At 45.2% G+C, this 23,242-nt stretch carries 16 protein-coding genes, 2 tRNA genes and 3 rRNA genes; 11 read left to right on the top strand and 10 right to left on the bottom strand.

All coding sequences use genetic code 11. The features are described from left to right. Positions 1-7 precede the first annotated feature (7 nt). The 5 genes from HGD77_RS00595 (at position 8) to HGD77_RS00575 (ending at position 4,799) form a co-directional block, all read left to right on the top strand. Positions 8-1,003 (top strand): aliphatic sulfonate ABC transporter substrate-binding protein, encoded by a 996-nt coding sequence (locus tag HGD77_RS00595; RefSeq protein ID WP_004647162.1) that lies wholly within the window; start codon positions 8-10, stop codon positions 1,001-1,003. 36 nt (positions 1,004-1,039) lie between these two features. Further along, the gene (gene ssuD, locus HGD77_RS00590; RefSeq protein ID WP_168730581.1) at positions 1,040-2,215 is read left to right on the top strand and encodes an FMNH2-dependent alkanesulfonate monooxygenase; all 1,176 of its coding nucleotides are present in this window, start codon (positions 1,040-1,042) and stop codon (positions 2,213-2,215) included. Next, positions 2,215-3,030 (top strand): aliphatic sulfonate ABC transporter permease SsuC, encoded by an 816-nt coding sequence (gene ssuC / locus HGD77_RS00585; RefSeq protein WP_004647159.1) that lies wholly within the window; start codon positions 2,215-2,217, stop codon positions 3,028-3,030. The genes ssuD and ssuC overlap by 1 nt, the downstream gene beginning before the upstream one ends. 21 nt (positions 3,031-3,051) lie before the next feature. Further along, positions 3,052-3,858 (top strand): ABC transporter ATP-binding protein, encoded by an 807-nt coding sequence (locus HGD77_RS00580; RefSeq protein ID WP_168730580.1) that lies wholly within the window; start codon positions 3,052-3,054, stop codon positions 3,856-3,858. Between the two features lie 311 nt (positions 3,859-4,169). Continuing rightward, positions 4,170-4,799, top strand: a complete 630-nt coding sequence (locus tag HGD77_RS00575; RefSeq protein ID WP_168730979.1) for a TetR family transcriptional regulator C-terminal domain-containing protein — start codon at positions 4,170-4,172, stop codon at positions 4,797-4,799. A gap of 66 nt (positions 4,800-4,865) precedes the next feature. Here the strand turns inward: HGD77_RS00575 and HGD77_RS00570 are convergent, their stop codons facing one another. Next, positions 4,866-5,429, bottom strand: a complete 564-nt coding sequence (locus HGD77_RS00570; protein WP_005094889.1) for a hypothetical protein — start codon at positions 5,427-5,429, stop codon at positions 4,866-4,868. A 231-nt stretch (positions 5,430-5,660) separates the two neighbouring features. Between HGD77_RS00570 and ribF the strand changes: the two genes are divergently transcribed. The 5 genes from ribF (at position 5,661) to HGD77_RS00545 (ending at position 11,259) form a co-directional block, all read left to right on the top strand. Continuing rightward, the gene (gene ribF / locus HGD77_RS00565) at positions 5,661-6,662 is read left to right on the top strand and encodes a bifunctional riboflavin kinase/FAD synthetase (RefSeq protein ID WP_129717649.1); all 1,002 of its coding nucleotides are present in this window, start codon (positions 5,661-5,663) and stop codon (positions 6,660-6,662) included. Between the two features lie 64 nt (positions 6,663-6,726). Beyond that, positions 6,727-9,573 (top strand): isoleucine--tRNA ligase, encoded by a 2,847-nt coding sequence (ileS, locus tag HGD77_RS00560; protein ID WP_129717647.1) that lies wholly within the window; start codon positions 6,727-6,729, stop codon positions 9,571-9,573. Continuing rightward, a complete protein-coding gene (lspA, locus tag HGD77_RS00555; protein ID WP_004281218.1) occupies positions 9,566-10,105 on the top strand; it encodes a signal peptidase II in 540 nt (179 codons plus the stop codon). The genes ileS and lspA overlap by 8 nt, the downstream gene beginning before the upstream one ends. Next, a complete protein-coding gene (locus tag HGD77_RS00550) occupies positions 10,098-10,580 on the top strand; it encodes an FKBP-type peptidyl-prolyl cis-trans isomerase (protein WP_004281217.1) in 483 nt (160 codons plus the stop codon). The genes lspA and HGD77_RS00550 overlap by 8 nt, the downstream gene beginning before the upstream one ends. 136 nt (positions 10,581-10,716) lie before the next feature. Beyond that, positions 10,717-11,259 (top strand): NADPH-dependent FMN reductase, encoded by a 543-nt coding sequence (locus HGD77_RS00545; protein WP_004281216.1) that lies wholly within the window; start codon positions 10,717-10,719, stop codon positions 11,257-11,259. A gap of 268 nt (positions 11,260-11,527) precedes the next feature. Here HGD77_RS00545 and HGD77_RS00540 read toward each other — a convergent pair whose 3' ends face one another. From HGD77_RS00540 to tyrS, 9 genes are all read right to left on the bottom strand, one after another. Then, positions 11,528-11,866 (bottom strand): tautomerase family protein, encoded by a 339-nt coding sequence (locus HGD77_RS00540; protein ID WP_005094882.1) that lies wholly within the window; start codon positions 11,864-11,866, stop codon positions 11,528-11,530. Between the two features lie 535 nt (positions 11,867-12,401). Further along, positions 12,402-13,574, bottom strand: a complete 1,173-nt coding sequence (locus tag HGD77_RS00535; protein ID WP_168730579.1) for a PQQ-dependent sugar dehydrogenase — start codon at positions 13,572-13,574, stop codon at positions 12,402-12,404. Positions 13,575-13,764: 190 nt separating this feature from the next. Further along, positions 13,765-13,879 (bottom strand): 5S ribosomal RNA (rrf, locus tag HGD77_RS00530). 207 nt (positions 13,880-14,086) lie between these two features. Next, positions 14,087-16,981 (bottom strand): 23S ribosomal RNA (locus HGD77_RS00525). Between the two features lie 450 nt (positions 16,982-17,431). Then, positions 17,432-17,507 (bottom strand) — tRNA-Ala (locus HGD77_RS00520). 71 nt (positions 17,508-17,578) lie between these two features. Then, positions 17,579-17,655: transfer RNA gene (locus HGD77_RS00515), tRNA-Ile, on the bottom strand. 60 nt (positions 17,656-17,715) lie between these two features. Then, a 16S ribosomal RNA gene (locus HGD77_RS00510) occupies positions 17,716-19,253 on the bottom strand. The 16S, 23S and 5S rRNA genes sit together here with 2 tRNA genes alongside, the layout of an rRNA operon. A gap of 734 nt (positions 19,254-19,987) precedes the next feature. Further along, entirely contained in the window at positions 19,988-20,281 is a 294-nt protein-coding gene (locus HGD77_RS00505; RefSeq protein WP_005094878.1) for a hypothetical protein, read from the bottom strand. 530 nt (positions 20,282-20,811) lie between these two features. Continuing rightward, positions 20,812-22,026, bottom strand: coding sequence for a tyrosine--tRNA ligase (tyrS, locus tag HGD77_RS00500; RefSeq protein ID WP_004647151.1), 1,215 nt, complete (start codon positions 22,024-22,026; stop codon positions 20,812-20,814). Positions 22,027-22,106: 80 nt separating this feature from the next. On the opposite strand from tyrS, the gene HGD77_RS00495 reads away from it, so the two are divergent. Next, positions 22,107-23,234: an anhydro-N-acetylmuramic acid kinase gene (locus tag HGD77_RS00495; protein WP_005094877.1), complete on the top strand. Its 1,128-nt coding sequence runs from the start codon at positions 22,107-22,109 to the stop codon at positions 23,232-23,234. The last annotated feature ends 8 nt before the right edge of the window (positions 23,235-23,242 follow it).

Raw genomic sequence — 23,242 nt, 5'->3', positions numbered from 1 at the left:
AATAAAGATGAGTCATATAAAAACAGTTTCTTATATCAGCTTAGCGCTATTGAGCTTTAGTCTGACTGGCTGCCAGAAACAGGAACCACAGCAAACGGCTGCCGCAGAAACCACGTCAGCGCAACAAGTTAAAACCATTGCGATTGGCTTTCAGAAATCAGCCTTAAATCTGCTGGTGGCACGTGATGAAAAGCTGTTAGAACAACAATTTCCCAATGCCAAAATTGAATGGAAAGAGTTTCCGGCAGGCCCACAAATGCTGGAAGCCTTAGCAGTCGGTGCAGTGGATTATGGCTATGTGGGAAATACTCCGCCTATTTTTGCACAGGCGGCAGACAAAGCCCTGAGCTACGTGGCCTTTGAAAAAGTGGCGGGAAATTCTTTGGCCGTGGTCGTGCCGAAAGACAGTGCCATTCAAAATATTCAACAATTGAAAGGAAAACGGATCGCGGTGCAGAAAGGTTCAAGTGCCCATGAACTTCTGGCCAAAACCCTGGAAAAAGCCGGATTAAGCTGGTCAGAGATTCAAGCCGTCTGGCTTCCCCCTGCGGATGCACGTGCTGCTTTTGACAAAAAAGCCATTGATGCCTGGGCAATCTGGGATCCCTTCCTGGGTGCAGCCGAGTTCGACAGCAAGGTTAAGGTGCTGATTGAATCTAGTGACTTTCCACAAACCTACTCCTTTTATATCGGCAATCCCGAATTTATTCAGAAGCATCCGGATAGCCCCGGGAAGTTTATCCAGGCTTTAAATGCATCTGACCAGTGGATTCTTAAAAACCAGGCTGTAGCTCTAGATATTTATCAGAAAAGTACCGGTCTGAAACCGGATGTAGCGAAGATTGCATTTGAGCGTCGTCTTAAACCTTCGCCGGTACAACCATTAACGACGGAAGTGATCAAAGCTCAACAGAATATTGCCGATCTCTTCCAGCAGGTTCAACTGATTCCCAAAACCATCAGCGTCCAGCAACAGATCTGGTCGCCAGCGGCCACACATTGATGAGCAAACAAGATCATTTAATTTAAGGAATATTACATGAAAATTTTCTGGTTTATCCCCACTCATGGCGACAGTCGTTACTTAGGCACCAGCAAGGGCGCACGTGTTGTAGATCATACCTACATGAAGCAGATTGCCGTTGCGGTAGATAACTTAGGTTATGAAGGTGTCCTGATTCCGACTGGCCGTTCTTGTGAAGATCCATGGTTAACTGCAGCCAGCCTGATTGATGCGACCAAAAAATTAAAATTCCTGGTGGCATTGCGTCCAGGCGTGACCACGCCGGCACTGGCTGCACGTATGGCCGCGACCTTTGACCGCTTGTCTAATGGCCGAGTACTGCTGAATCTGGTGACTGGCGGTGACGAGCAGGAGCTAAAAGGTGATGGCGTCTATGAAGATCACACAACCCGTTATAAAACGGCGACCGAATACACCACCATCTGGCGTGAAATTTTAAAACGCTCACATACCGGTGAAAGCTTTAGTTTCCATGGCGAACGCTTAAGTGTCGATGATGCAAAATTGCTGTATCCACCCATTCAGCAGCCGCATCCGCCTTTATGGTTTGGTGGCTCATCGGATGATGCCATTGAGCTGGCCACGGATCAGGTCGATACTTACTTGACCTGGGGCGAGCCACCGGCAGCAGTCAAAGAAAAAATTGCAGTGGTAAAAGCCAAGGCTGCAGCTAAAGGTCGTGAACTGAATTACGGGATCCGTTTACACGTGATCGTACGCGAAACCAATGAGCAGGCCTGGGCGGCGGCTGAAGAACTGATTCAATATGTGGATGATGCCACTATCGCTGCAGCCCAAGCCAAGTTCAAATCCATGGACTCGGTCGGTCAGCGCCGTATGGCAGAACTGCACAATGGCGATCGCAGCAAACTCGAAGTTTCTCCAAACCTCTGGGCAGGTGTGGGTCTGGTTCGTGGTGGTGCAGGTACGGCACTGGTCGGCGATCCGGAAACTGTCGCTGCACGTATCCAGGAATATGCCGATCTGGGGATCAGCACCTTTATTTTCTCAGGCTATCCACATCTGGAAGAATCCATCCGTTTTGCAGAACTGGTATTCCCTTTACTTCCACTGGAAACCCAGCAAAAACTCACTCAACCAAACTTGACCGGTCCATTTGGTGAAATCGTGGCGAACAACTACACACCGGACGAGAACAAGCAGGCTGAGAAAATTAAGGAGTCTGCTTAATGTCAAAAGTCGTTTCCGTTGAAACCCTGACCCCAAAGCAGGTTTCACGTGGAACAATTCTGGGGCAGCATCTGCTGCCCTGGCTGGTTCCAATTTTCTTGATTGCAGTTTGGCAAATTGCCTCTAGCACAGGCCTGCTGGAAAGCCGGATTCTGCCTGCACCGAGTGCCGTGGTTTTAGCCTTCTGGAATTTATTGCTCAGCGGTGAACTGTGGACGCATGTGCAAGTCAGTGCAGGACGTGCCATCAGCGGATTATTGGTAGGTGGTGGTTTGGGCCTATTGCTGGGTCTGTTAAATGGTTCATCCAAAACTGCCTCTACCCTGCTCGACACCACCTTGCAGATGATCCGCAATATTCCTGCACTGGCACTCATTCCCCTAGTCATCTTATGGTTCGGGATTGATGAATCTGCCAAATTGTTTCTGGTGGCGATTGGGGTATTTTTCCCGATTTATATCAATACCTATCATGGGATTCGTTCCGTCGATCCGCAATTGATCGAGATGGGCAAAAGCTATGGCTTAACTCGCTGGCAACTGTATAAAGAAATTATTCTGCCGGGTGCGATGCCGTCAATTCTGGTCGGACTGCGTTTTTCTCTAGGTCTGGTCTGGGTATTGTTAATCGTGGCCGAAACCATTTCCGCCCAGTCTGGTATTGGTTATATGACCATGAATGCACGTGAATTTTTGCAAACTGACGTGGTTCTGGTAGGTATTTTATTGTATGCCCTGCTCGGCAAACTGGCCGATGTTCTGGCCGTGGCCTTAGAGCGATTCCTGCTGCGCTGGCATGCCGGCTATCAAAAATAAAGAATAAATGAGGAGCATGTGATGACTGATCTCAGTTTAGGGCGTCATGCCAATGACCCGATTGTGCCACTGGACCAACCTGCGGCAGAGATCAATCCTGCTGCAGTGATCGGTGCCGAAATTATCATTGAACAGCTGCACAAGTTTTACGGTTCGGTCAAGGTTCTGGAAGATCTGGACCTGCATATCCAGCCGGGTGAATTTCTGGCAATTGTTGGTCGCAGCGGTTGTGGTAAAAGTACCTTATTGCGCCTGATTGCCGATCTGGAACAGCAAAGCTACGGCGAAATCAAGTTTAAGTCAGCCCGGCATATTCGCGAAGGCATTACTACCGATGATATCCGGGTGATGTTTCAGGACCCTCGCCTGCTGCCCTGGCGCAGCATCGAACAGAATGTTCAACTCGGTTTACCGAAGGAGCAGCATGCCAAAGCTTCGCAAATGCTGGAAAAGGTCGGACTCAAAGAAAAAGCTGGACTGTGGCCTTCACAGCTTTCTGGAGGACAACGGCAACGTACCGCCTTGGCGCGGGCATTATCGCATCAGCCGCGTATTCTACTGCTGGATGAACCGCTCGGCGCCCTGGATGCCCTGACACGTCTGGAAATGCAGAACCTGATTGAACGTCTCTGGACCGAGCAAGGCTTTACCGCCATTCTGGTCACGCATGATGTCAGTGAAGCAGTGCAATTGGCAGACCGGATTATCTTGCTGGACAAAGGCCATATTGCCAAAGAATTTAAGGTCAATTTGTCACGTCCCCGGCAAAAAAGTGTGACATTTGCAGAACTAGAACAGCAGGTCTTGCAGGCAGTTTTAGCGACCTGAATACCCAATCCAACCCAAAATCGCGCATGGTTTTGGGTCTTATTCTTATAAAAATACATTTATCTCAATAAGAGAACATTTTTATCAGATTCATTTCAGTATTATTCCTCTCTTGCATTGATGAAGAAAAAAATGAATAAATGAAGTATTTTCAGAAACTTGAATTTTTCTCTTGGTGTAAATGCATTTAGCCTGTTTTAAATATTGATCTAGAGAATAAATCATCATTATTCAAAAAATTAGCCTGTGACTGTGTGCACAAATCTGATGATTTGCCGTACAATTGAGGATTCCCTTTTTCATTGTTTTTTATATTTGCTAATGGAACAAAAAAGAGTACTCAAAAACGCAATCAGCTGCTAAATGCTGCACTAGACGTATTTTCCCTATATGGTTTTAATGGGGCAAGTCTGGATGAAATCGCACAAATTGCAGAAATGCATAAGTCGAATATTTTCTATTATTATGAAAATAAAGAAGCCCTGTATGTTGAGGTGTTAACCACCGTTCTACAAAAATGGTTGGCGCCTTTACAAACCCTTGAAGCTGAACTTGAACCTGAAGAAGCGATCACCAATTATTTGATGCAAAAAATTGAAGTGTCACGTACCCAGCCTAAAGCATCCCGTTTATTTGCTTTGGAGGTAATTCAAGGTGCACCGCATATTCTGGAAATTTTAAAAGGTCCGCTGAAAAAACTGGTCAAGCGTAAAGCCAAAGTGATTTCCAACTGGCAGGAGCAAGGCAAGATTTCTGCAGATATTGATCCTGAGTTACTGATTCTGAATATTTGGGCGATTACCCAGAACTATGCAGACTTTGCCACTCAAATGGAAATGGTCACGGGTAAAACCTTGCGTAACCGCAGCATGCAGCAACGCATTATCCAGCATACGGTTCACATGATGTTATACGGCGTGATTCCACGTACGGATAAATAAGCAAGCGCTTCTGATTGGCACACGACCATAGCTACTATGGTCGCCGAGCAAACTTAACCTTCCTATTTATTTTACCATTTGATATAAATCTAATAATTTTTTCGCACCTAGCAACAGATTTTCTTCCCAATCCAGATGCGCAGTCTCATTGGCTCCATCACTAATGTATTTCACTGAAATCAGCCGAACGCCCAGCTTTTTACAGACTTTGGCCAAGGCATAGCCTTCCATATCGACCAAATTACACGTCACTTTTGAAATACCGGTTTCAAAGCTGTCGCCTGTGCCACAAATCCCTTTCGGTAAATGGTCAAAGAAAGAATCCAACTCAATCGCACCCGGGAAATGTTGATCCATCGGGGTCATGCCGACCTCAAAGCCGAGGGGCGACACATCCATATCACGCTGTACAAATTGCGTGACTTCGACCAGTTCATGCGCATTGAAATGCGAACTCCCCGCGCTACCCAAATTCAGCAAGGTGCTGCAACCGGTGTTCTGAATTACCTCAAAGGCTTTAAAGGCCGCGTTGACTTTGCCAATCCCGCTGTAATGCACCTGAACGCCTTCTGCTTCAAACAAGCCTTTGGATTCATTGGATAGAGCCATGATGAGCGCCAGATCGGACATTCGAAACACCTGATATCAAGAAAAACCCTGACATTAGAAAACAAAACCGGCTGAATGAAAAGCACCAGTGCTCTGATCAGACATGATCAATGTGTACAAAAACAAAACTGCTCAATTCTAAGGAAGATGAATTTTCAAGAAAAATATTGCATAAAAACACAACAGCAAGACGAAAGCGCGAGATTATGGCAATATATAGCCTCTCGATATTTCTAAGCACTTGATTTGCCCATGCAGCTGCTCCGTCTAAATGCTTTAGCCTCTCATTCTGAATTACCCAAAACTGCCGTGACCATCGGTAATTTTGACGGCGTGCATTTAGGCCATCAGGCGATGATCCGTCAGCTGCAACAGGTGGCCAAAGCACAGGGGTTAAAATCTGTAGTGATGATTTTCGAGCCGCAACCGCTTGAATACTTTCAGGGTTATGAGGCCCCACCGCGTATTTCATCATTGCGTGAAAAAGTTGAATACCTGACTGAGCTGGGTGTGGACTATATCGCGGTGGCGAAATTTGACCATACTTTTCGCAGCCTGACTGCAGAAGCTTTTGCCGACATTTTAAAAGAAAAACTGAATGCTCGGCATCTGGTCTTAGGCGATGATTTTCACTTTGGTAAAAACCGCCAAGGCAACAGCGAATTCCTGCGCAATTACGGCTTTGAAGTGACCAATTTAAATACCATTGCTCTAGATGGTGAACGGGTCAGTTCCACCCGGATTCGCCAGACCTTGCAAGCTGGTGATTTAGCCTTGGCCGCACAATTGCTGGGTCGTCCTTATAGCATTACCGGACGAGTGCAATATGGTGATCAGATTGGTCGAACTATTGATTTCCCGACCATTAATGTACGGCTTAACCGTCATAAGCCCTGCCTCAAGGGAATTTATGGGGTTGAAGTCATTTGCGAAACCCTATCCTTAAAAGACAAGGTAAAAGCCGATTCTGCAGCGCAAACAGGCATTGCAGGTTATGACCCCACTGCTCTGTTTGGGGCAGGTCATGTCGGCACACGTCCAGCCATCAAACAAGCACATCCAGAGTGGCGATTAGAAGTACATTTTCCAGATGTTTCTGCTAATCTGTATGGCCTGTTGATGCGGGTGACGTTCTTAAACTATTTACATGGCGAAAAGGACTATCCTTCGCTTGAAGCGCTAAAAGCCGGAATTGATGATGATGTCGAGAAACTGCTTGAGTTTCGTCGAAATCACCCCACATTTCCCTTTTAATATCCCATATTTTTATTGTAAAACGTGTCAGTGACATAACTGATTAGATTGGAAGACGACTTGCATGAGCGATAAGCAAACTCCTGAAAATGCAGTGGACTATAAAGCCACGCTAAACCTCCCAGGTACTGACTTTGCAATGAAAGCAAACTTGGCAGTACGTGAAGCGAAATGGTTAGAAGAGTGGTATGCCGACAACATTTATCAGCAGATTCGTGAATCGCGTATTGGCAAGAAAAAATACGTGCTTCATGACGGCCCTCCTTATGCCAATGGTCAAATCCATTTGGGTCATGCAGTCAATAAAGTACTCAAAGACATCATCATCAAAAGCCGTGTCATGGATGGTTTTGATGCGCCATATGTACCAGGCTGGGACTGTCACGGTTTGCCAATCGAACTCAAAGTCGAAGAAAAAGTCGGTAAAGTCGGCGTAAAAGTTGATGCTTCAACTTTCCGTAAAGCGTGTCGTGAATATGCGTACACTCAAGTTGAGCTTCAAAAGAAAGACTTCGTACGTATGGGTGTGTTCGGTGATTGGGACAATCCTTACCTAACGATGAACTTCAAACAGGAAGCCGACATCGTACGTTCATTGGGTGCAATCGCGAAAGCAGGTCATATCGAGCCAGGTCTGAAACCGGTGAACTGGTGTCTGGACTGTGGTTCATCATTGGCGGAAGCTGAAGTTGAATATGAAGATAAAAAATCGGATGCAATTGATGTAGGTTTCACTGTTGTTGATTTAGCTGATTTGTCTACTCGTTTAGGCGTAGACGTTGCTGATCGTACCGACATCGTGATCTGGACTACCACGCCTTGGACCATGCCTGCCAACCAGGCGGTTGCATTACATGCTGAGCTTGAATACCAACTGGTGAAAGCAACAGCCGAAGATAAAGCTGCACAAAACTTCATTTTGGCGAAATCATTGGTTGAGTCTGCAACTCAGCGTTATGGTTTCACAGCATTTGAAGTCCTTGCTGAATTCACAGGTTCTAAACTTGAAAATCTAGTGCTTCAACACCCTTTAATTAGCGACCGCCAAGTGCCAGTGATTTTGGGTGAACACGTCACCGATGCGAGCGGTACAGGTGCAGTACATACCGCACCGGGCCACGGTGTGGATGACTATAAAGTTGGTTTACAGTACAACTTAAAAGTAGAAAACCCAGTCGGCGGTAATGGTGTGTATTTACCAACATCACCAATCTTCCCGGGCGAGCACATCTACAAAGCCAATCCAAAAATCATTACAGCATTGACTGAAGCGACCAAGCTTTGGGCACACGTGGTGATCAAGCATAGCTACCCGCATTGCTGGCGCCATAAAACCCCGATTATCTTCCGTGCGACCCCACAATGGTTCATCAGCATGGATGCCAAAGGTCTGCGTCAAAATGCACTGAATGCGATTGAAAACGATATCAGCTTTGTACCGGACTGGGGTAAAAACCGTATCCAGGCGATGATTGAAGGTCGTCCGGACTGGTGTATTTCACGTCAACGTACTTGGGGTGTGCCAATTCCGTTCTTCGTACACAAAGACACCAATGAATTGCATCCGCGTACGCCTGAACTGATCGAAGAAGTTGCCAAACTGATCGAGCAAGAAGGCATTGATGGCTGGTACAACCGTGATGCCTCTGAGTTTATCGGTGCGGATGCTGAGCAATATAATGCAGTTCGTGACACCTTAGATGTCTGGTTTGACTCTGGTACAACGCACTATGCGGTACTGCGTGAACGTGAAGAACTGACTGATCCTGCTGATTTGTACCTTGAAGGTTCAGACCAGCACCGTGGCTGGTTCCAGTCGTCGTTATTGACCTCGATTGCGATTAACGAACGTGCGCCATATAAAGGTCTATTGACTCACGGTTTCGTCGTGGATGAAAAAGGCCGCAAGATGTCCAAGTCGATCGGTAACGTGATCACGCCGCAAGACATCATTAAAGATATGGGTGCGGATGGTTTACGTTTCTGGATCGCCTCTGCGGATTACCGTTATGAAATGACCGCGGGTAAAGAAATTTTTAGCCGTGCCTCTGACGGTTATCGTCGTATCCGTAACACGCTTCGTTTCTTGCTTGCTAACCTGAATGGCTTCAAACCATCAACAGATGCGCTTCCTGTAGATCAATTGATCGCGCTGGATCAATACATTCTGCAACGTGCATCTGAAGTGCAAGAAACCATTAAGAAAGCATACGAAGATATGAACTTCCATATCGTAACGACTGCTCTGACTAATTTCTGTATCAATGACTTGGGTGGTTTCTACTTAGACATCATCAAAGACCGTCAATACACCACGAAAGCGGATTCGCAAGCACGTCATTCTGCACAAACTGCGTTGTATCACTTGGTACAAGCATTCGTGCGTTGGATGTCACCAATCCTGAGCTTCACTGCACAAGAAGCTTGGCCGTTAATTCCTGAGCAATCAGAGAAATACGTGTTCACGGCTGAATGGTATGATATTCCTGTGGCTTCAACTGCAAATGTAGTATCTGAAGCTGAATGGCAAACGCTCATTGCCGTGAAATCTGCAGTAAACAAATTCATTGAAACTGCACGTACCGCGAAAACTGTCGGTTCTAACTTGTCTGCCAAAGTTGAACTTTGGGCAAATGCCGAATTAAAAGCAGTGCTAGATAAGTTAAGTGATGAGCTTCGTTTCGTACTGATCACATCACAAGTGATCGTCAATGAGTTTGATGCAGCACAAGGTGAAGCATCTGATCTTGAAGGCTTGAATGTGAAAGTTTCAGCAGCTGATGGCGAAAAATGCGTACGTTGCTGGCATGTATTACCAGATGTAAATACACATTCTGCACATCCTGGTCTATGCGGTCGTTGTATCATCAACCTTCCTACAGGCCAAGGCGAAGAGAGAAAATATGCCTAATACCCACACCAAAAAGGGCTTATTCCAGTTCTATCCACATAATTTATGGTGGGTTGGACTGGCCATTCTGGCGATCATTCTGGATCAATGGACCAAATGGATTGCAGTGACAAATCTGAACTATGCAGATCCTGTTCCTGTGCTGCCCTTTTTAAATTGGACACTGCTACATAACTATGGCGCTGCCTTTAGTTTCCTGTCCGATGCCGGTGGTTGGCAACGCTATTTCTTTACTTCACTGGCAGGTTTAGTGTCTGTAATCTTTGTGTTTTGGCTGATGCGCATGCCAAAAGACATGAAAATTTTACCATTGGCGATTGCCCTGATTCTGGGTGGTGCCATCGGTAATTTAATCGACCGGGTCAGCCTCGGCTATGTAGTCGATTTTATTCATGTGTATTACCAGAACAGCCACTTCCCTGCGTTCAATATCGCAGATAGTGCTATTACTGTAGGCACTATTCTGATGCTGATTGATACCTTTTTCTTAGAAAAACATCGAATTCAACGGGCGCAAGCACAACATGACTGATTTTATTCATCCTAACGAAGAAACCCGGGTTGCAGACGGTTCTAAAGTCGAGCTGCACTTTTCTGTCGCAATCGAAAATGGCGTGGAAATTGACAATACCCGTAGCCGTGAAGAACCGGTCAGCCTGGTGATTGGTGATGGCAATTTACTGCCTGGTTTTGAAAAAGCACTGTTTGGTTTACGTGCCGGTGACCGTCGTACGGTGAGCCTGCCGCCAGAAGATGCTTTTGGTCCATGGAATCCAGAAAACATCCAGAAATTTGATACGGTGAAGTTCGGAGAACGTCCGATCGAAGGTCACATGATCGAGTTTGAAGATAAAGCCAAAGCCACCTTGTATGGTGTGGTGAGATCGGTGAATGATGACATCACTGAAGTAGACTTTAACCATCCATTGGCAGGCAAAAACATCACTTTTGAAGTGGAAATCTTTAAAGTGACACCTGCGGGTCAGCAAGGCATTAAACTGATGTAAGACATCAGCTAATTAACTGATTTTAAAAAAGCTCCTTCGGGAGCTTTTTTATATTCCGGATACAAATCATCTCTAGTCACCTTCCTGAAATCTGATTAATTTAATTTGATGATCAGACCCGAAGAAAGGATGAAACATGAAAATTTATATTGTGGTTGGGAGTGTGCGTGAGGGACGTACCGCGATTAAAGTGGCGCACTGGGTACTGCAGGAAATTAAAAGTTATGCCTTTAGCACTTTAGAAACTGAAATTGTCGATCTAAAAGAATGGGATCTTCCGCTATTTTCTGGTGCCCATCCGCCATTGACCGGGATTTATGATCAGCCCAAACAACAAGACTGGGCAGATAAAATTGCGCTCGGCGATGCCTTTATTTTTGTCACGCCTGAATACAATCATGGCTATAGCCCTGCCCTGAAAAATGCCCTGGATTATCTCGGCAAGGAATGGCAAGGCAAGCCGGCAGCTTATATTGGTTATGGCGCGACCAATGGCTCACGTTCGATTGACCAGATTCGTCAAGTCGGCACTCAACTTGGACTGGTGGATACCAATGCCGTGATCGAAATCCGTGACATCTTTGCACGCAACAAAGATTATTCCTTCCAAGGCAATGAATTTGATAATAAAAACTTAAAAGCTGTGGTGGATAGACTGATTCAATATGTCAGTGCTTAATGACTGGACGACAGTCCTGTACGTTTTAGCCTACATGCAGCGCAGAGTTTGGCCGCTATGCGGTCGTTTTATGCGAGGCTATAGTCAGTACATAGACAGACAGGAAGTCTGCTCAGCGATACGACAACAATAAAAAGCGCTAATCAACAGGACGTTGACAGATTAGACAGGAGTCAGATCTGAGAAGCAAATCCAGAAAAGCCTCTACAGGATGTTGAGGCTTTTCTGTTTAAACTTTAGATTTAACGTGACTACTGATCTGGATGCATCAGACATCAACCTTAAACCCGAGATCAACATCACAGGCGGCTTGTCCTCCTCGAATCCCCCAATTTTCCAATGCACTTTCTCTCAGATGAATCAAAATATGATCTGCAGGAATACCGATTTCCCCGAGACTTTTGACCATCTGCTGATACAAATTGCGCTTGGTCTCCAGACAGCGTCCAGCAAAACAGTCAATACTGATCAAGGTAAAATATTCAGGCTGAGCTAAATGACTCATATACTGAAAACGATGCGCTTCATGCACGACCAGACGAATATTACGATCATATTCAGGTAGCTGAAAGGCAGTTTTCACACAATGAAATACGCTGTTAAGCAATTGTTCCTCAACTGCTTGAGGATATTGTTGGCGAACTTCAATTTAAATCGTAGGCATAGGAGTTTCCTTTTTATTATTTTATCGACATTTTTATTTATATCAGTTGATGCATATCAAAAGAGTATTCTCTCGCTAACATACAGCAAAATCACCATCCCTATTTGTAATTTGATCGGATGATCATTTTAAAACAGTATTTTTGAATTTATCTTTTTAAAATTTGGCTGTCGGCTTTGACCTACAATCTATGCAGCCAAACTGCCCTATTGCGCTGTATCGCTTCAGGCTATATTCAGATCATACCAAGACAGGAAGTCTTGTAAGAAAAATAAAAAATTCACGTAGCAGGATGCTGATCGGTATAACAGATATTATACCTTTAACAGAATATGAAAAGGCCTTCACAGGATGTAGAGGCCTTTTTCTTTCATGTCAGCATCAGCTTAAAAATCCTTTCATTCAGAGGGTCAGCTCATGCTGCGTTATTCCACCTTTCAATAACTCATTTTCAGATAAGCATCCTAAAAGCAGAGGATTAAGATGCTGTCATTTTTAACAAACCGGCTTGCGAACCATCTTGAATCACCCACAGTGAACCATCCTGTGCCTGAGCAACCCCGCGAATCCGCTCCTTCATATCCAGACGCTGGACTTCTTTCACTGGAGTCTGGGTCGTATCCACAATCACAATCGCCTTGGAAGACAGACCGGTCGCAATCGCTTTATTTTTCCATTTCGGGAAGACATTAGCCGTATAAAACATTAAATCTGAAGGAGAAATTACCGGAGTCCAATCCAGTGCCGGGGCCTCAAATTCAGGTCGGGTACTGTGGTCAGGAATCGGCTTGCCATCATAATGATCGCCATTGGACACTAACGGATAACCATAATTTTTAGCTTTGACAATCTTGTTCAGTTCATCGCCGCCTTTTGGTCCCATTTCGATCACCCAAAGCTGCCCTTTCGGATCAAAAGCCATGCCTAGAGGATTACGATGTCCAAGACTCCAGACCTGCTGGGCAATTTTACCCTGATTCATAAACGGATTATCGGCAGGGATTGAGCCATCATCATTCAGGCGAATAATTTTACCGGCGTTGGATTGCATATCCTGTGCAGGGTTGAATTGCTGACGTTCTCCTGAACTGATCCATAACTTACCATCCGACCCGAATACAATCCGATGGGCATAATGTCCCTGGCCTGAAAATTTCGGCACTTGCGTCCAGATCCGTTCAATTTGTGTGAGTTGAGGAGTGGCTTGATTTAAGTTTAATTTACCCCGGATCACCACTGCACCATATCCGCCTTGGCCTTGTTCAGCATAGCTCAGATATACCCACCGATTCTTTGCAAAATCAGGATGTAAAGCAACTTCGCCTAAGCCACCCTGGCCTCCATATGCGACTTGAGGTATGCCTTTAACTTCAATTTTTTTCTTGGTTTTTGGATCAAAGAGCTGCAATTTTCCTTTGCGCTCAGTAATTAATAGTCGGCCATCCTTTAAAGTAGTAATCGCCCACGGCTCATTAAATTGAGCAACCTGTTCAACCTTATATTTTTGCAAGTTAGAAGAGACTGCATCCGATTTGGCAGCTGATGTAGATACCTCTTGACTACTTCTAGAAGATGAATTCTCTGCATGACAGGCAGTAAATGCTAAAGCACAACAACTGAGTAGAATTTTTATTTTAAATTGCGACAACATTATCTTCTCCATACTGATTTATTGTTCAAATTAACATCAAGATACAGAATTTATAATGTAAATTCAGCAGAGAAAGGTAAATAGATACATTTTAAAAACTATAAAACGAGTTAATTTTGAAGTTTTATTTATAATTTTTGCACATAAAAAAATCCCCCTCTGCCTTGGCGGAGGGGGATTTCGAATAATGAGCTGGCGATGACTTACTCTCACATGGGTAACCCCACACTACCATCAGCGCTAAGAGGTTTCACTTCTGAGTTCGGGAAGGGATCAGGTGGTTCACTCTTGCTATGGTCGCCAGCACAACTGTTTATGACTATTTGCTTGGGTCTTATGGGCGTTGTTTTCACTTCGCTAGCCTAGCTTTCGTCAAATGAGTTATTAACAGGTATATCTGAGTTGCAGTAGTTTGTTCGTTTAGCGTAACTAAATCAAGTCACTTTGTTTAATATCGAATCAATTGATCCTCACTTCTTTCGAAGTTCGTACAACAACTGTTTGGGTGTTGTATAGTCAAGCCTCACGAGCAATTAGTATTGGTCAGCTTCACATATCACTATGCTTCCACATCCAACCTATCAACGTCGTAGTCTTCAACGGCTCTTTAGGAGACATAAAGTCTCGGGGAAATCTTATCTTGAGGTAGGCTTCCCGCTTAGATGCTTTCAGCGGTTATCCCTTCCGAACATAGCTACCCGGCGATGCCACTGGCGTGACAACCGGTACACCAGAGGTTCGTCCACTCTGGTCCTCTCGTACTAGGAGCAGATCCTCTCAAATTTCCAACGCCCACGGTAGATAGGGACCGAACTGTCTCACGACGTTCTAAACCCAGCTCGCGTACCTCTTTAAATGGCGAACAGCCATACCCTTGGGACCTGCTTCAGCCCCAGGATGAGATGAGCCGACATCGAGGTGCCAAACACCGCCGTCGATATGAACTCTTGGGCGGTATCAGCCTGTTATCCCCAGAGTACCTTTTATCCGTTGAGCGATGGCCCTTCCATACAGAACCACCGGATCACTAAGACCTACTTTCGTACCTGCTCGACTTGTGGGTCTCGCAGTTAAGCGCGCTTTTGCCTTTATACTCTACGCGTGATTTCCGACCACGCTGAGCGCACCTTCGTACTCCTCCGTTACTCTTTAGGAGGAGACCGCCCCAGTCAAACTACCCACCAGACATGGTCCTCGTCCCGGATAACGGGACAGAGTTAGAACCTCAATATTACCAGGGTGGTATTTCAAGGACGGCTCCATCGCAACTAGCGTCGCGACTTCAAAGCCTCCCACCTATCCTACACAAGTAAGATCAAAGTTCAATGTCAAGCTGCAGTAAAGGTTCACGGGGTCTTTCCGTCTAGCCGCGGGTACACCGCATCTTCACGGCGAATTCGATTTCACTGAGTCTCTGCTGGAGACAGCGCCCCCATCATTATGCCATTCGTGCAGGTCGGAACTTACCCGACAAGGAATTTCGCTACCTTAGGACCGTTATAGTTACGGCCGCCGTTTACTGGGGCTTCGATCAAGAGCTTCGCTTACGCTAACCCCATCAATTAACCTTCCAGCACCGGGCAGGCATCACACCCTATACGTCCACTTTCGTGTTTGCAGAGTGCTATGTTTTTAATAAACAGTTGCAGGGGCCTGGTTTCTGAGGCTGTCGCCCGCTCAAGGAGCAAGTCCTATCACAGACAACAGCGTACCTTCTCCCGAAGTTACGGTACCATTTTGCCTAGTTCCTTCAGCAGAGTTCTCTCAAGCGCTTTGGTCTACTCGACCTGACCACCTGTGTCGGTTTCGGGTACGATTCCTGTGTAACTGAAGCTTAGAGACTTTTCCTGGAAGCATGGTATCAGCCACTTCACTGTACAAGTACAGCTTGCTATCAGTTCTCAGCATAGAGTACCCCGGATTTGCCTAAGATACATGCCTACAACCTTCCACCTGGACAACCAACGCCAGGCTGACTTAACCTTCTCCGTCCTCTCATCGCATTACACAGAAGTATTGGAATATTAACCAATTTCCCATCGACTACGCCTCTCGGCCTCGCCTTAGGGGTCGACTCACCCAGCCCCGATTAACGTTGGACTGGAACCCTTGGTCTTTCAGCGTGCGAGTTTTTCACTCGCATTGTCGTTACTCACGTCAGCATTCGCACTTCTGATACCTCCAGCAGACTTCTCAATCCACCTTCATCGGCTTACAGAACGCTCCCCTACCACGCATAATAAATTATGCATCCGCAGCTTCGGCATATAGTTTTAGCCCCGTTACATCTTCCGCGCAGGCCGACTCGACTAGTGAGCTATTACGCTTTCTTTAAAGGGTGGCTGCTTCTAAGCCAACCTCCTAGCTGTCTATGCCTTCCCACATCGTTTCCCACTTAACTATAATTTTGGGGCCTTAGCTGGCGGTCTGGATTGTTTTCCTCTTGACTACGGACGTTAGCACCCGCAGTCTGTCTCCCGGATAGTACTCATTGGTATTCGGAGTTTGCATCGGTTTGGTAAGTCGGGATGACCCCCTAGCCGAAACAGTGCTCTACCCCCAATGGTATTCGTCCGAGGCGCTACCTAAATAGCTTTCGGGGAGAACCAGCTATCACCAAGTTTGATTAGCCTTTCACCCCTATCCACAAGTCATCCCCTGGCTTTTCAACGACAGTGGGTTCGGTCCTCCAGTTAGTGTTACCCAACCTTCAACCTGCTCATGGATAGATCACCTGGTTTCGGGTCTATACCCAGCAACTAAACGCCCTATTAAGACTCGGTTTCCCTACGGCTCCCCTATTCGGTTAACCTTGCTACTGAATATAAGTCGCTGACCCATTATACAAAAGGTACGCAGTCACCGGACTAAGCCGGCTCCCACTGCTTGTATGCATGCGGTTTCAGGATCTATTTCACTCCCCTCACAGGGGTTCTTTTCGCCTTTCCCTCACGGTACTGGTTCACTATCGGTCAGTCAGGAGTATTTAGCCTTGGAGGATGGTCCCCCCATATTCAGACAAGGTTTCACGTGCCTCGCCCTACTCGACATCATCATATAAGCCCTTTCGTGTACAGGACTATCACCGTCTACGGTCGCACTTCCCAGAGCGTTCCACTAGAACTTATATGACTTAATGGGCTCTTCCCCTTTCGCTCGCCGCTACTGAGGGAATCTCAATTGATTTCTTTTCCTAAGGGTACTGAGATGTTTCACTTCCCCTCGTTCGCCTTGCAACACTATGTATTCATGTTGCAATACCTACCTTATGGTAAGTGGGTTTCCCCATTCAGACATCTCCGGATCACAGGATATTTGCCGCCTCCCCGGAGCTTTTCGCAGGCTATCACGTCTTTCTTCGCCTCTGACTGCCAAGGCATCCACCACATGCACTTAATTACTTGACTATACAACCCCAAACAGTCGTTTATCCTTACAAGTAGGATAAGCAACAGATTGTGATGATCTCTCATCACGCTCATACAGTTGGCGTCTTGTGCACTTAAGCACTGTACAGCTTCAATTAGATTCATATACCAAAACGCTTGATTCAGTTAATTTCGCTAGAACTCATTTCCTTAATCTTCACATCACAGTAATAAATCACTGTTAGTGTTGATCTTAAAAACGAGTTTGAACAAATTATTTCAACTCAAATATATTCTGTTAATGATTTTTCCAGCCTTCGTCAGGTCAGGAAACTGTGATAAATCACAGAGATTATCAAGTGCGCGTATCATAACGCTTGTACTTGTTAATCTCTAGGATCTCATCACTTGATCGCTTAAGGACTAAACTAACAATCAACTGATTGTCTATTTATTAGCTTTTGTCTTTATACATTCCGTAGGAATGTATGGTGGAGACTAGGAGAGTCGAACTCCTGACCTCCTGCGTGCAAAGCAGGCGCTCTACCAACTAAGCTAAGTCCCCAGCTTATCAATAAGTCAATGTATCGTTCTGTTCTGTTTGCTTCAGCACTTTCATGCTGCGTTAGTCAGATTTGGTGGGTCTGACAAGACTTGAACTTGTGACCCCACGCTTATCAAGCGTGTGCTCTAACCAACTGAGCTACAGACCCTCAGATACATCGTATGAAGAACAACTTGTTGTGGATTCTTACCAATCGTCAATCTTTCGTTAAGGAGGTGATCCAGCCGCAGGTTCCCCTACGGCTACCTTGTTACGACTTCACCCCAGTCATCTGCCACACCGTGGTAAGCGTCCCCCCTAAGGTTAGACTACCTACTTCTGGTGCAACAAACTCCCATGGTGTGACGGGCGGTGTGTACAAGGCCCGGGAACGTATTCACCGCGGCATTCTGATCCGCGATTACTAGCGATTCCGACTTCATGGAGTCGAGTTGCAGACTCCAATCCGGACTACGATCGGCTTTTTGAGATTAGCATCCACTCGCGTGGTAGCAACCCTTTGTACCGACCATTGTAGCACGTGTGTAGCCCTGGTCGTAAGGGCCATGATGACTTGACGTCGTCCCCGCCTTCCTCCAGTTTGTCACTGGCAGTATCCTTAAAGTTCCCGGCTTAACCCGCTGGCAAATAAGGAAAAGGGTTGCGCTCGTTGCGGGACTTAACCCAACATCTCACGACACGAGCTGACGACAGCCATGCAGCACCTGTATGTAAGTTCCCGAAGGCACCAATCCATCTCTGAAAAGTTCTTACTATGTCAAGACCAGGTAAGGTTCTTCGCGTTGCATCGAATTAAACCACATGCTCCACCGCTTGTGCGGGCCCCCGTCAATTCATTTGAGTTTTAGTCTTGCGACCGTACTCCCCAGGCGGTCTACTTATCGCGTTAGCTGCGCCACTAAAGCCTCAAAGGCCCCAACGGCTAGTAGACATCGTTTACGGCATGGACTACCAGGGTATCTAATCCTGTTTGCTCCCCATGCTTTCGCACCTCAGTGTCAGTATTAGGCCAGATGGCTGCCTTCGCCATCGGTATTCCTCCAGATCTCTACGCATTTCACCGCTACACCTGGAATTCTACCATCCTCTCCCATACTCTAGCCAACCAGTATCGAATGCAATTCCCAAGTTAAGCTCGGGGATTTCACATTTGACTTAATTGGCCACCTACGCGCGCTTTACGCCCAGTAAATCCGATTAACGCTTGCACCCTCTGTATTACCGCGGCTGCTGGCACAGAGTTAGCCGGTGCTTATTCTGCGAGTAACGTCCACTATCCAAGAGTATTAATCTCGGTAGCCTCCTCCTCGCTTAAAGTGCTTTACAACCAAAAGGCCTTCTTCACACACGCGGCATGGCTGGATCAGGGTTCCCCCCATTGTCCAATATTCCCCACTGCTGCCTCCCGTAGGAGTCTGGGCCGTGTCTCAGTCCCAGTGTGGCGGATCATCCTCTCAGACCCGCTACAGATCGTCGCCTTGGTAGGCCTTTACCCCACCAACTAGCTAATCCGACTTAGGCTCATCTATTAGCGCAAGGCCCGAAGGTCCCCTGCTTTCTCCCGTAGGACGTATGCGGTATTAGCATCCCTTTCGAGATGTTGTCCCCCACTAATAGGCAGATTCCTAAGCATTACTCACCCGTCCGCCGCTAGGTCAGGTAGCAAGCTACCTTTCCCCGCTCGACTTGCATGTGTTAAGCCTGCCGCCAGCGTTCAATCTGAGCCATGATCAAACTCTTCAGTTTAATACTATGTAGTGCCTTAAAGGGCACCAATCTTGGCTCATCAATTTTCTGACAAATATTTCTCAAATAAACTTCGAGTAATTTCTACCATCAATCAATGAAAATAATTTCGATCGATCAACCAGTAAAAATCCACACAAGTTGTTCTTCATAATCTCTTAATGATCTTTCTAACACCTCGTCAGTGCCAGAAGCTGGACTTCGATAAACTCAACAACTCCGCCATTCTGCTTCGTTCGTTTCCGTCTATCTCGTCGGTATGGGTGCATTCTAGAGGATTTCAGAATCATTGCAACCCCCAATTCACTATATTTTTCACGTATGTCTTTTTTTTCTACAAAAATTGCTAAAAAATCGCTTTTTTATCTAATTTTTAAGCGTTTTTATGCAATAAACCCACTAAACACGTCATTTTATTTTTATAACTGAAAATTCATTTAGACCTAAAAGCTATCACAATAATCGTTAAAATAGTATTTTTAGCCTTTTAACATTGAAATCTTGTCTTTTATTTAAATTAGCACGTCAAAAGAAAACCAAAATTAATCTATCTCGCTCAGTAAGCCGATCTAAATCCTAGACTCCTTAATTTGTGAGTTATTTTTTACGTAAAAAGCTTTTATAAAAGCCTATTCTTGGGCTGCTATATAAAAGAGGTATTCATTTTTAGTTTTCGAATCCCAAAACCATGCTTAGACTACTTATATATAGAAGATAAAGTCTGTTATTTTGCATTAAGCGACTTTTTCCTGTTGTTGCTGTCCAAGCCAGTGTTGCATAACTTCTACAATTATGTCTTTCTTACCCTGATAATCCTCGGCAATAAAGAATAATTTCGCGCGTCGCGGTAACTGCTCTTCAATCAGGGAAAACAAAAAATAATGTGCGGCCAGATCAAGCTGCATAAATAAAGTATAGACAGATCTATAGAGTTGCTGTTTTTGTTCGACCGGCTGGTATTCAAATAAGAACCGTAAAATGCAATCGATCTGTTCATCAAAAATATCTTCTGTTAGATAGTGATACATCAAACCACCTCTGTTTTAATTTTTTATGTTTTGCTCTTTTTTCACAGTCAATTGAAATGAACTCATTCTTAGAGGTCATTCACCTAAGCCCAATTTGCTAGTTAATTTTAAGTTTAGTTGCTCAATGAGAAGAGTAAACATGCAGATTTATATCTTGATTACGCAATCAGAATAAATAAAAAAGGAAGAGATCTCTCCCAAAATCTCCTCCTTAGAATTGAATCTTTACCCGATCCATTATGTCATTATTATAGTTATTCGCTTTAAAGCTTTTAAAAAGAGCCTCTTGGAAAAGAGACTTTCTCAATTGTGGAGTACTATTATTTTTACTACCCTCTAGATGCTCTAAACGAATTCTCTAGATGAATAAATCCTATACATAATAAAGATGAAAAGCAAGTGATTTGGGAAAAATTAACTCTTGTTTTCATAGGGTTTTTTTTGACTTTACTTATTTGATTTTTAAATATAGAACATCAATAAAAAAAGCAGACCGAAGCCTGCTTTTATTTCAATAACTTATCCGCTTTTTAGTCAACAAAAGTGACTTTAGCGATTGCTTTTTTACTGGCCTGAACAATCAAAGTTACATTCTCTTTCACAGAATAGGTCGTATCTACAGTCTGCCAATCCACTTTCACTGCGCCACGGCCTAATGCATCTTTAGCTTGGGCTGCATTTTTGGTTAAGCCTGCTTCACGTAAAATCGAGGTAATAAAGATTTCACCACCAAACTCGCCACGCGAAATAGTGACTTCTGGCGTACCTTCAGGTAATTCACCTTCAGTAATGATATTGCCCGCACCTTTATGGGCATTGGCAGCCGCTTCTGCACCATGGAAACGCTCGACCAGCTCCAGCGCGAGAATCTTTTTGACTTCTTGAGGATTACGGCCTTCTGCCACTTCTTTTAATAGTTGCTGAATTTCTTCAATGGTTTTGAAGCTCAGCAGATCAAAATAACGCTCAATCAATGCATCCGGCATTGAGAGCACTTTCTGGTACATCGCGCCCGGTGCATCAAATACACCAATATAGTTACCTAAAGATTTAGACATCTTGTTGACGCCATCTAAACCTTCAAGGATTGGCACTGTGATACAGACTTGAGCTTCCTGGTTATAGCGACCTTGTAAGGTACGACCCATCAACAAGTTAAAGGTTTGGTCTGTACCACCTAATTCAACATCTGCTTCCAACGCAACAGAGTCATAGCCTTGTACCAATGGGTACAAAAATTCATGAATCGCGATCGGTTGTTGATTGTTATAACGCTTGGTGAAGTCATCACGCTCAAGCATACGTGCAACCGTTTGCTGTGATGCCAATTGAATTAAATCAGCCGCAGTTTTTTGTGCAAACCACTCCGAGTTAAACACCACTTTGGTTTTGTTTGGATCAAGAATTTTAAATACTTGTTCTTGATATGTTTTAGCGTTCTCTAAAACCTGTTCACGTGACAATGGCGGACGTGTAGCACTTTTTCCGGTTGGGTCACCGATCATCGCAGTATAGTCACCAATTAGGAACAACACTTCATGACCCAAGTCTTGGAATACTTTTAACTTATTAATAAGAACTGTGTGGCCCAAGTGCAAATCAGGTGCAGTCGGGTCAAAACCCGCTTTAATTTTTAATGGACGATTCAATTTTAATTTCTTGAGAAGGTCTTCTTCAGAAATAATTTCGTGGGTGCCTCGTTGAATGAGGGCAAGTTGTTCTTCAGCCGGCAGGAAATTTGACATCACAAAATCCAATACATCAGTTACTCAATTTGTGCGATATACTAACACTTTTTCAGCATATTGCAGGCTTAAGAATAACCATGACAGCGATCTATATTGGGGTAATGACCGGCACGAGCATGGATGGTGTCGATATTGTTGCTGCTTCTTTTGATCCACTCCAGCTTCATGCCACACTCACTTTGGCATTTGATCCTGACCTTCGGGATGAGCTGATGGCACTGACTTTGCCGGATGACAATGAAATTGACCGCATGGGCAAGGCTGATGTTGCACTGGCACAAATGATTGGTCATGGTATTAATGCGCTGATTGAAAAAAACAACCTAGATAAATCCAGAATTAAGGCGATTGGCTCGCATGGCCAGACTATCCGGCATCGTCCTGAACATGGTTTTACCCTGCAAATTGGTGATCCGAACATCATTACTGAAATTACCCAGATTCCGGTGATTTCAGATTTTCGTCGTCGTGATCTGGCGGCAGGTGGTCAGGGAGCGCCTTTAGTTCCGGCATTTCATCAGGATATTTTCCAGCATGACAGCATTCACCGGGTCATTTTAAATCTGGGTGGCATTGCCAATGTCAGCCTGCTGCCTGCCGGGAAGCCTGAAGAGGTATATGGTTTTGATACCGGACCGGCCAATATCCTGATGGATGCTTGGTGTTCCCGTTATACTGGCCAGCCTTTTGATGAAAATGGTAACTGGGCAGCATATGGCACCCCGATTCGCAGTTTACTCGATCGCTTGCAGTCACACGAATTCTTCTCCAAAGAACCTCCGAAAAGTACTGGTCGTGAAGATTTCAATCTGGAATGGCTAGATGAACAGATTGCCGACTGGCGCAATGACCTACAATACGATGAACTGGAAGACACTCCGGAAAATGTACAGGCGACTTTATTAAAGCTCACCACCCGAGCCATTAAAAAAGCAATTTACCGCTCTGGCATGGATACCGGACAGGTTTTTGTTTGCGGTGGTGGTGCCTACAACTCACATTTACTGGAGCAGTTGCGCTGGCGCCTGCGCAAACATGAATGGAGCGTACAGACTACCGCCGATCTGGGCCTCAGTCCGACCTGGGTAGAAGCTACTGCCTTTGCCTGGCTGGCCATGCGTTTTATGAACCAGCTGAATGGTAACTTGCCTGCAGTCACTGGTGCCGCTGGCTATCGCGTCCTCGGCACCATTACTGCTGTTTAAATTCAGCG

Source organism: Acinetobacter sp. NEB149, assembly GCF_012516415.1.
In the GTDB taxonomy this organism is placed as follows: Bacteria; Pseudomonadota; Gammaproteobacteria; order Pseudomonadales; family Moraxellaceae; genus Acinetobacter; species Acinetobacter lwoffii_V.
The sequence above is the reverse complement of the archived record's forward strand: the minus strand, read 5'-3'. Positions and strand labels throughout refer to the sequence as shown.

Bases quoted from the DNA above. Each gene is read 5' to 3' on its own strand.
- HGD77_RS00595 (WP_004647162.1), top strand. From the start codon at position 8: ATGAGTCATATAAAAACAGTTTCTTATATCAGCTTAGCGCTATTGAGC.
- ssuD (WP_168730581.1), top strand. From the start codon at position 1,040: ATGAAAATTTTCTGGTTTATCCCCACTCATGGCGACAGTCGTTACTTA.
- ssuC (WP_004647159.1), top strand. From the start codon at position 2,215: ATGTCAAAAGTCGTTTCCGTTGAAACCCTGACCCCAAAGCAGGTTTCA.
- HGD77_RS00580 (WP_168730580.1), top strand. From the start codon at position 3,052: ATGACTGATCTCAGTTTAGGGCGTCATGCCAATGACCCGATTGTGCCA.
- HGD77_RS00570 (WP_005094889.1), bottom strand. From the start codon at position 5,429: ATGTCCGATCTGGCGCTCATCATGGCTCTATCCAATGAATCCAAAGGC.
- ribF (WP_129717649.1), top strand. From the start codon at position 5,661: ATGCAGCTGCTCCGTCTAAATGCTTTAGCCTCTCATTCTGAATTACCC.
- ileS (WP_129717647.1), top strand. From the start codon at position 6,727: ATGAGCGATAAGCAAACTCCTGAAAATGCAGTGGACTATAAAGCCACG.
- lspA (WP_004281218.1), top strand. From the start codon at position 9,566: ATGCCTAATACCCACACCAAAAAGGGCTTATTCCAGTTCTATCCACAT.
- HGD77_RS00550 (WP_004281217.1), top strand. From the start codon at position 10,098: ATGACTGATTTTATTCATCCTAACGAAGAAACCCGGGTTGCAGACGGT.
- HGD77_RS00545 (WP_004281216.1), top strand. From the start codon at position 10,717: ATGAAAATTTATATTGTGGTTGGGAGTGTGCGTGAGGGACGTACCGCG.
- HGD77_RS00535 (WP_168730579.1), bottom strand. From the start codon at position 13,574: ATGTTGTCGCAATTTAAAATAAAAATTCTACTCAGTTGTTGTGCTTTA.
- HGD77_RS00505 (WP_005094878.1), bottom strand. From the start codon at position 20,281: ATGTATCACTATCTAACAGAAGATATTTTTGATGAACAGATCGATTGC.
- tyrS (WP_004647151.1), bottom strand. From the start codon at position 22,026: ATGTCAAATTTCCTGCCGGCTGAAGAACAACTTGCCCTCATTCAACGA.
- HGD77_RS00495 (WP_005094877.1), top strand. From the start codon at position 22,107: ATGACAGCGATCTATATTGGGGTAATGACCGGCACGAGCATGGATGGT.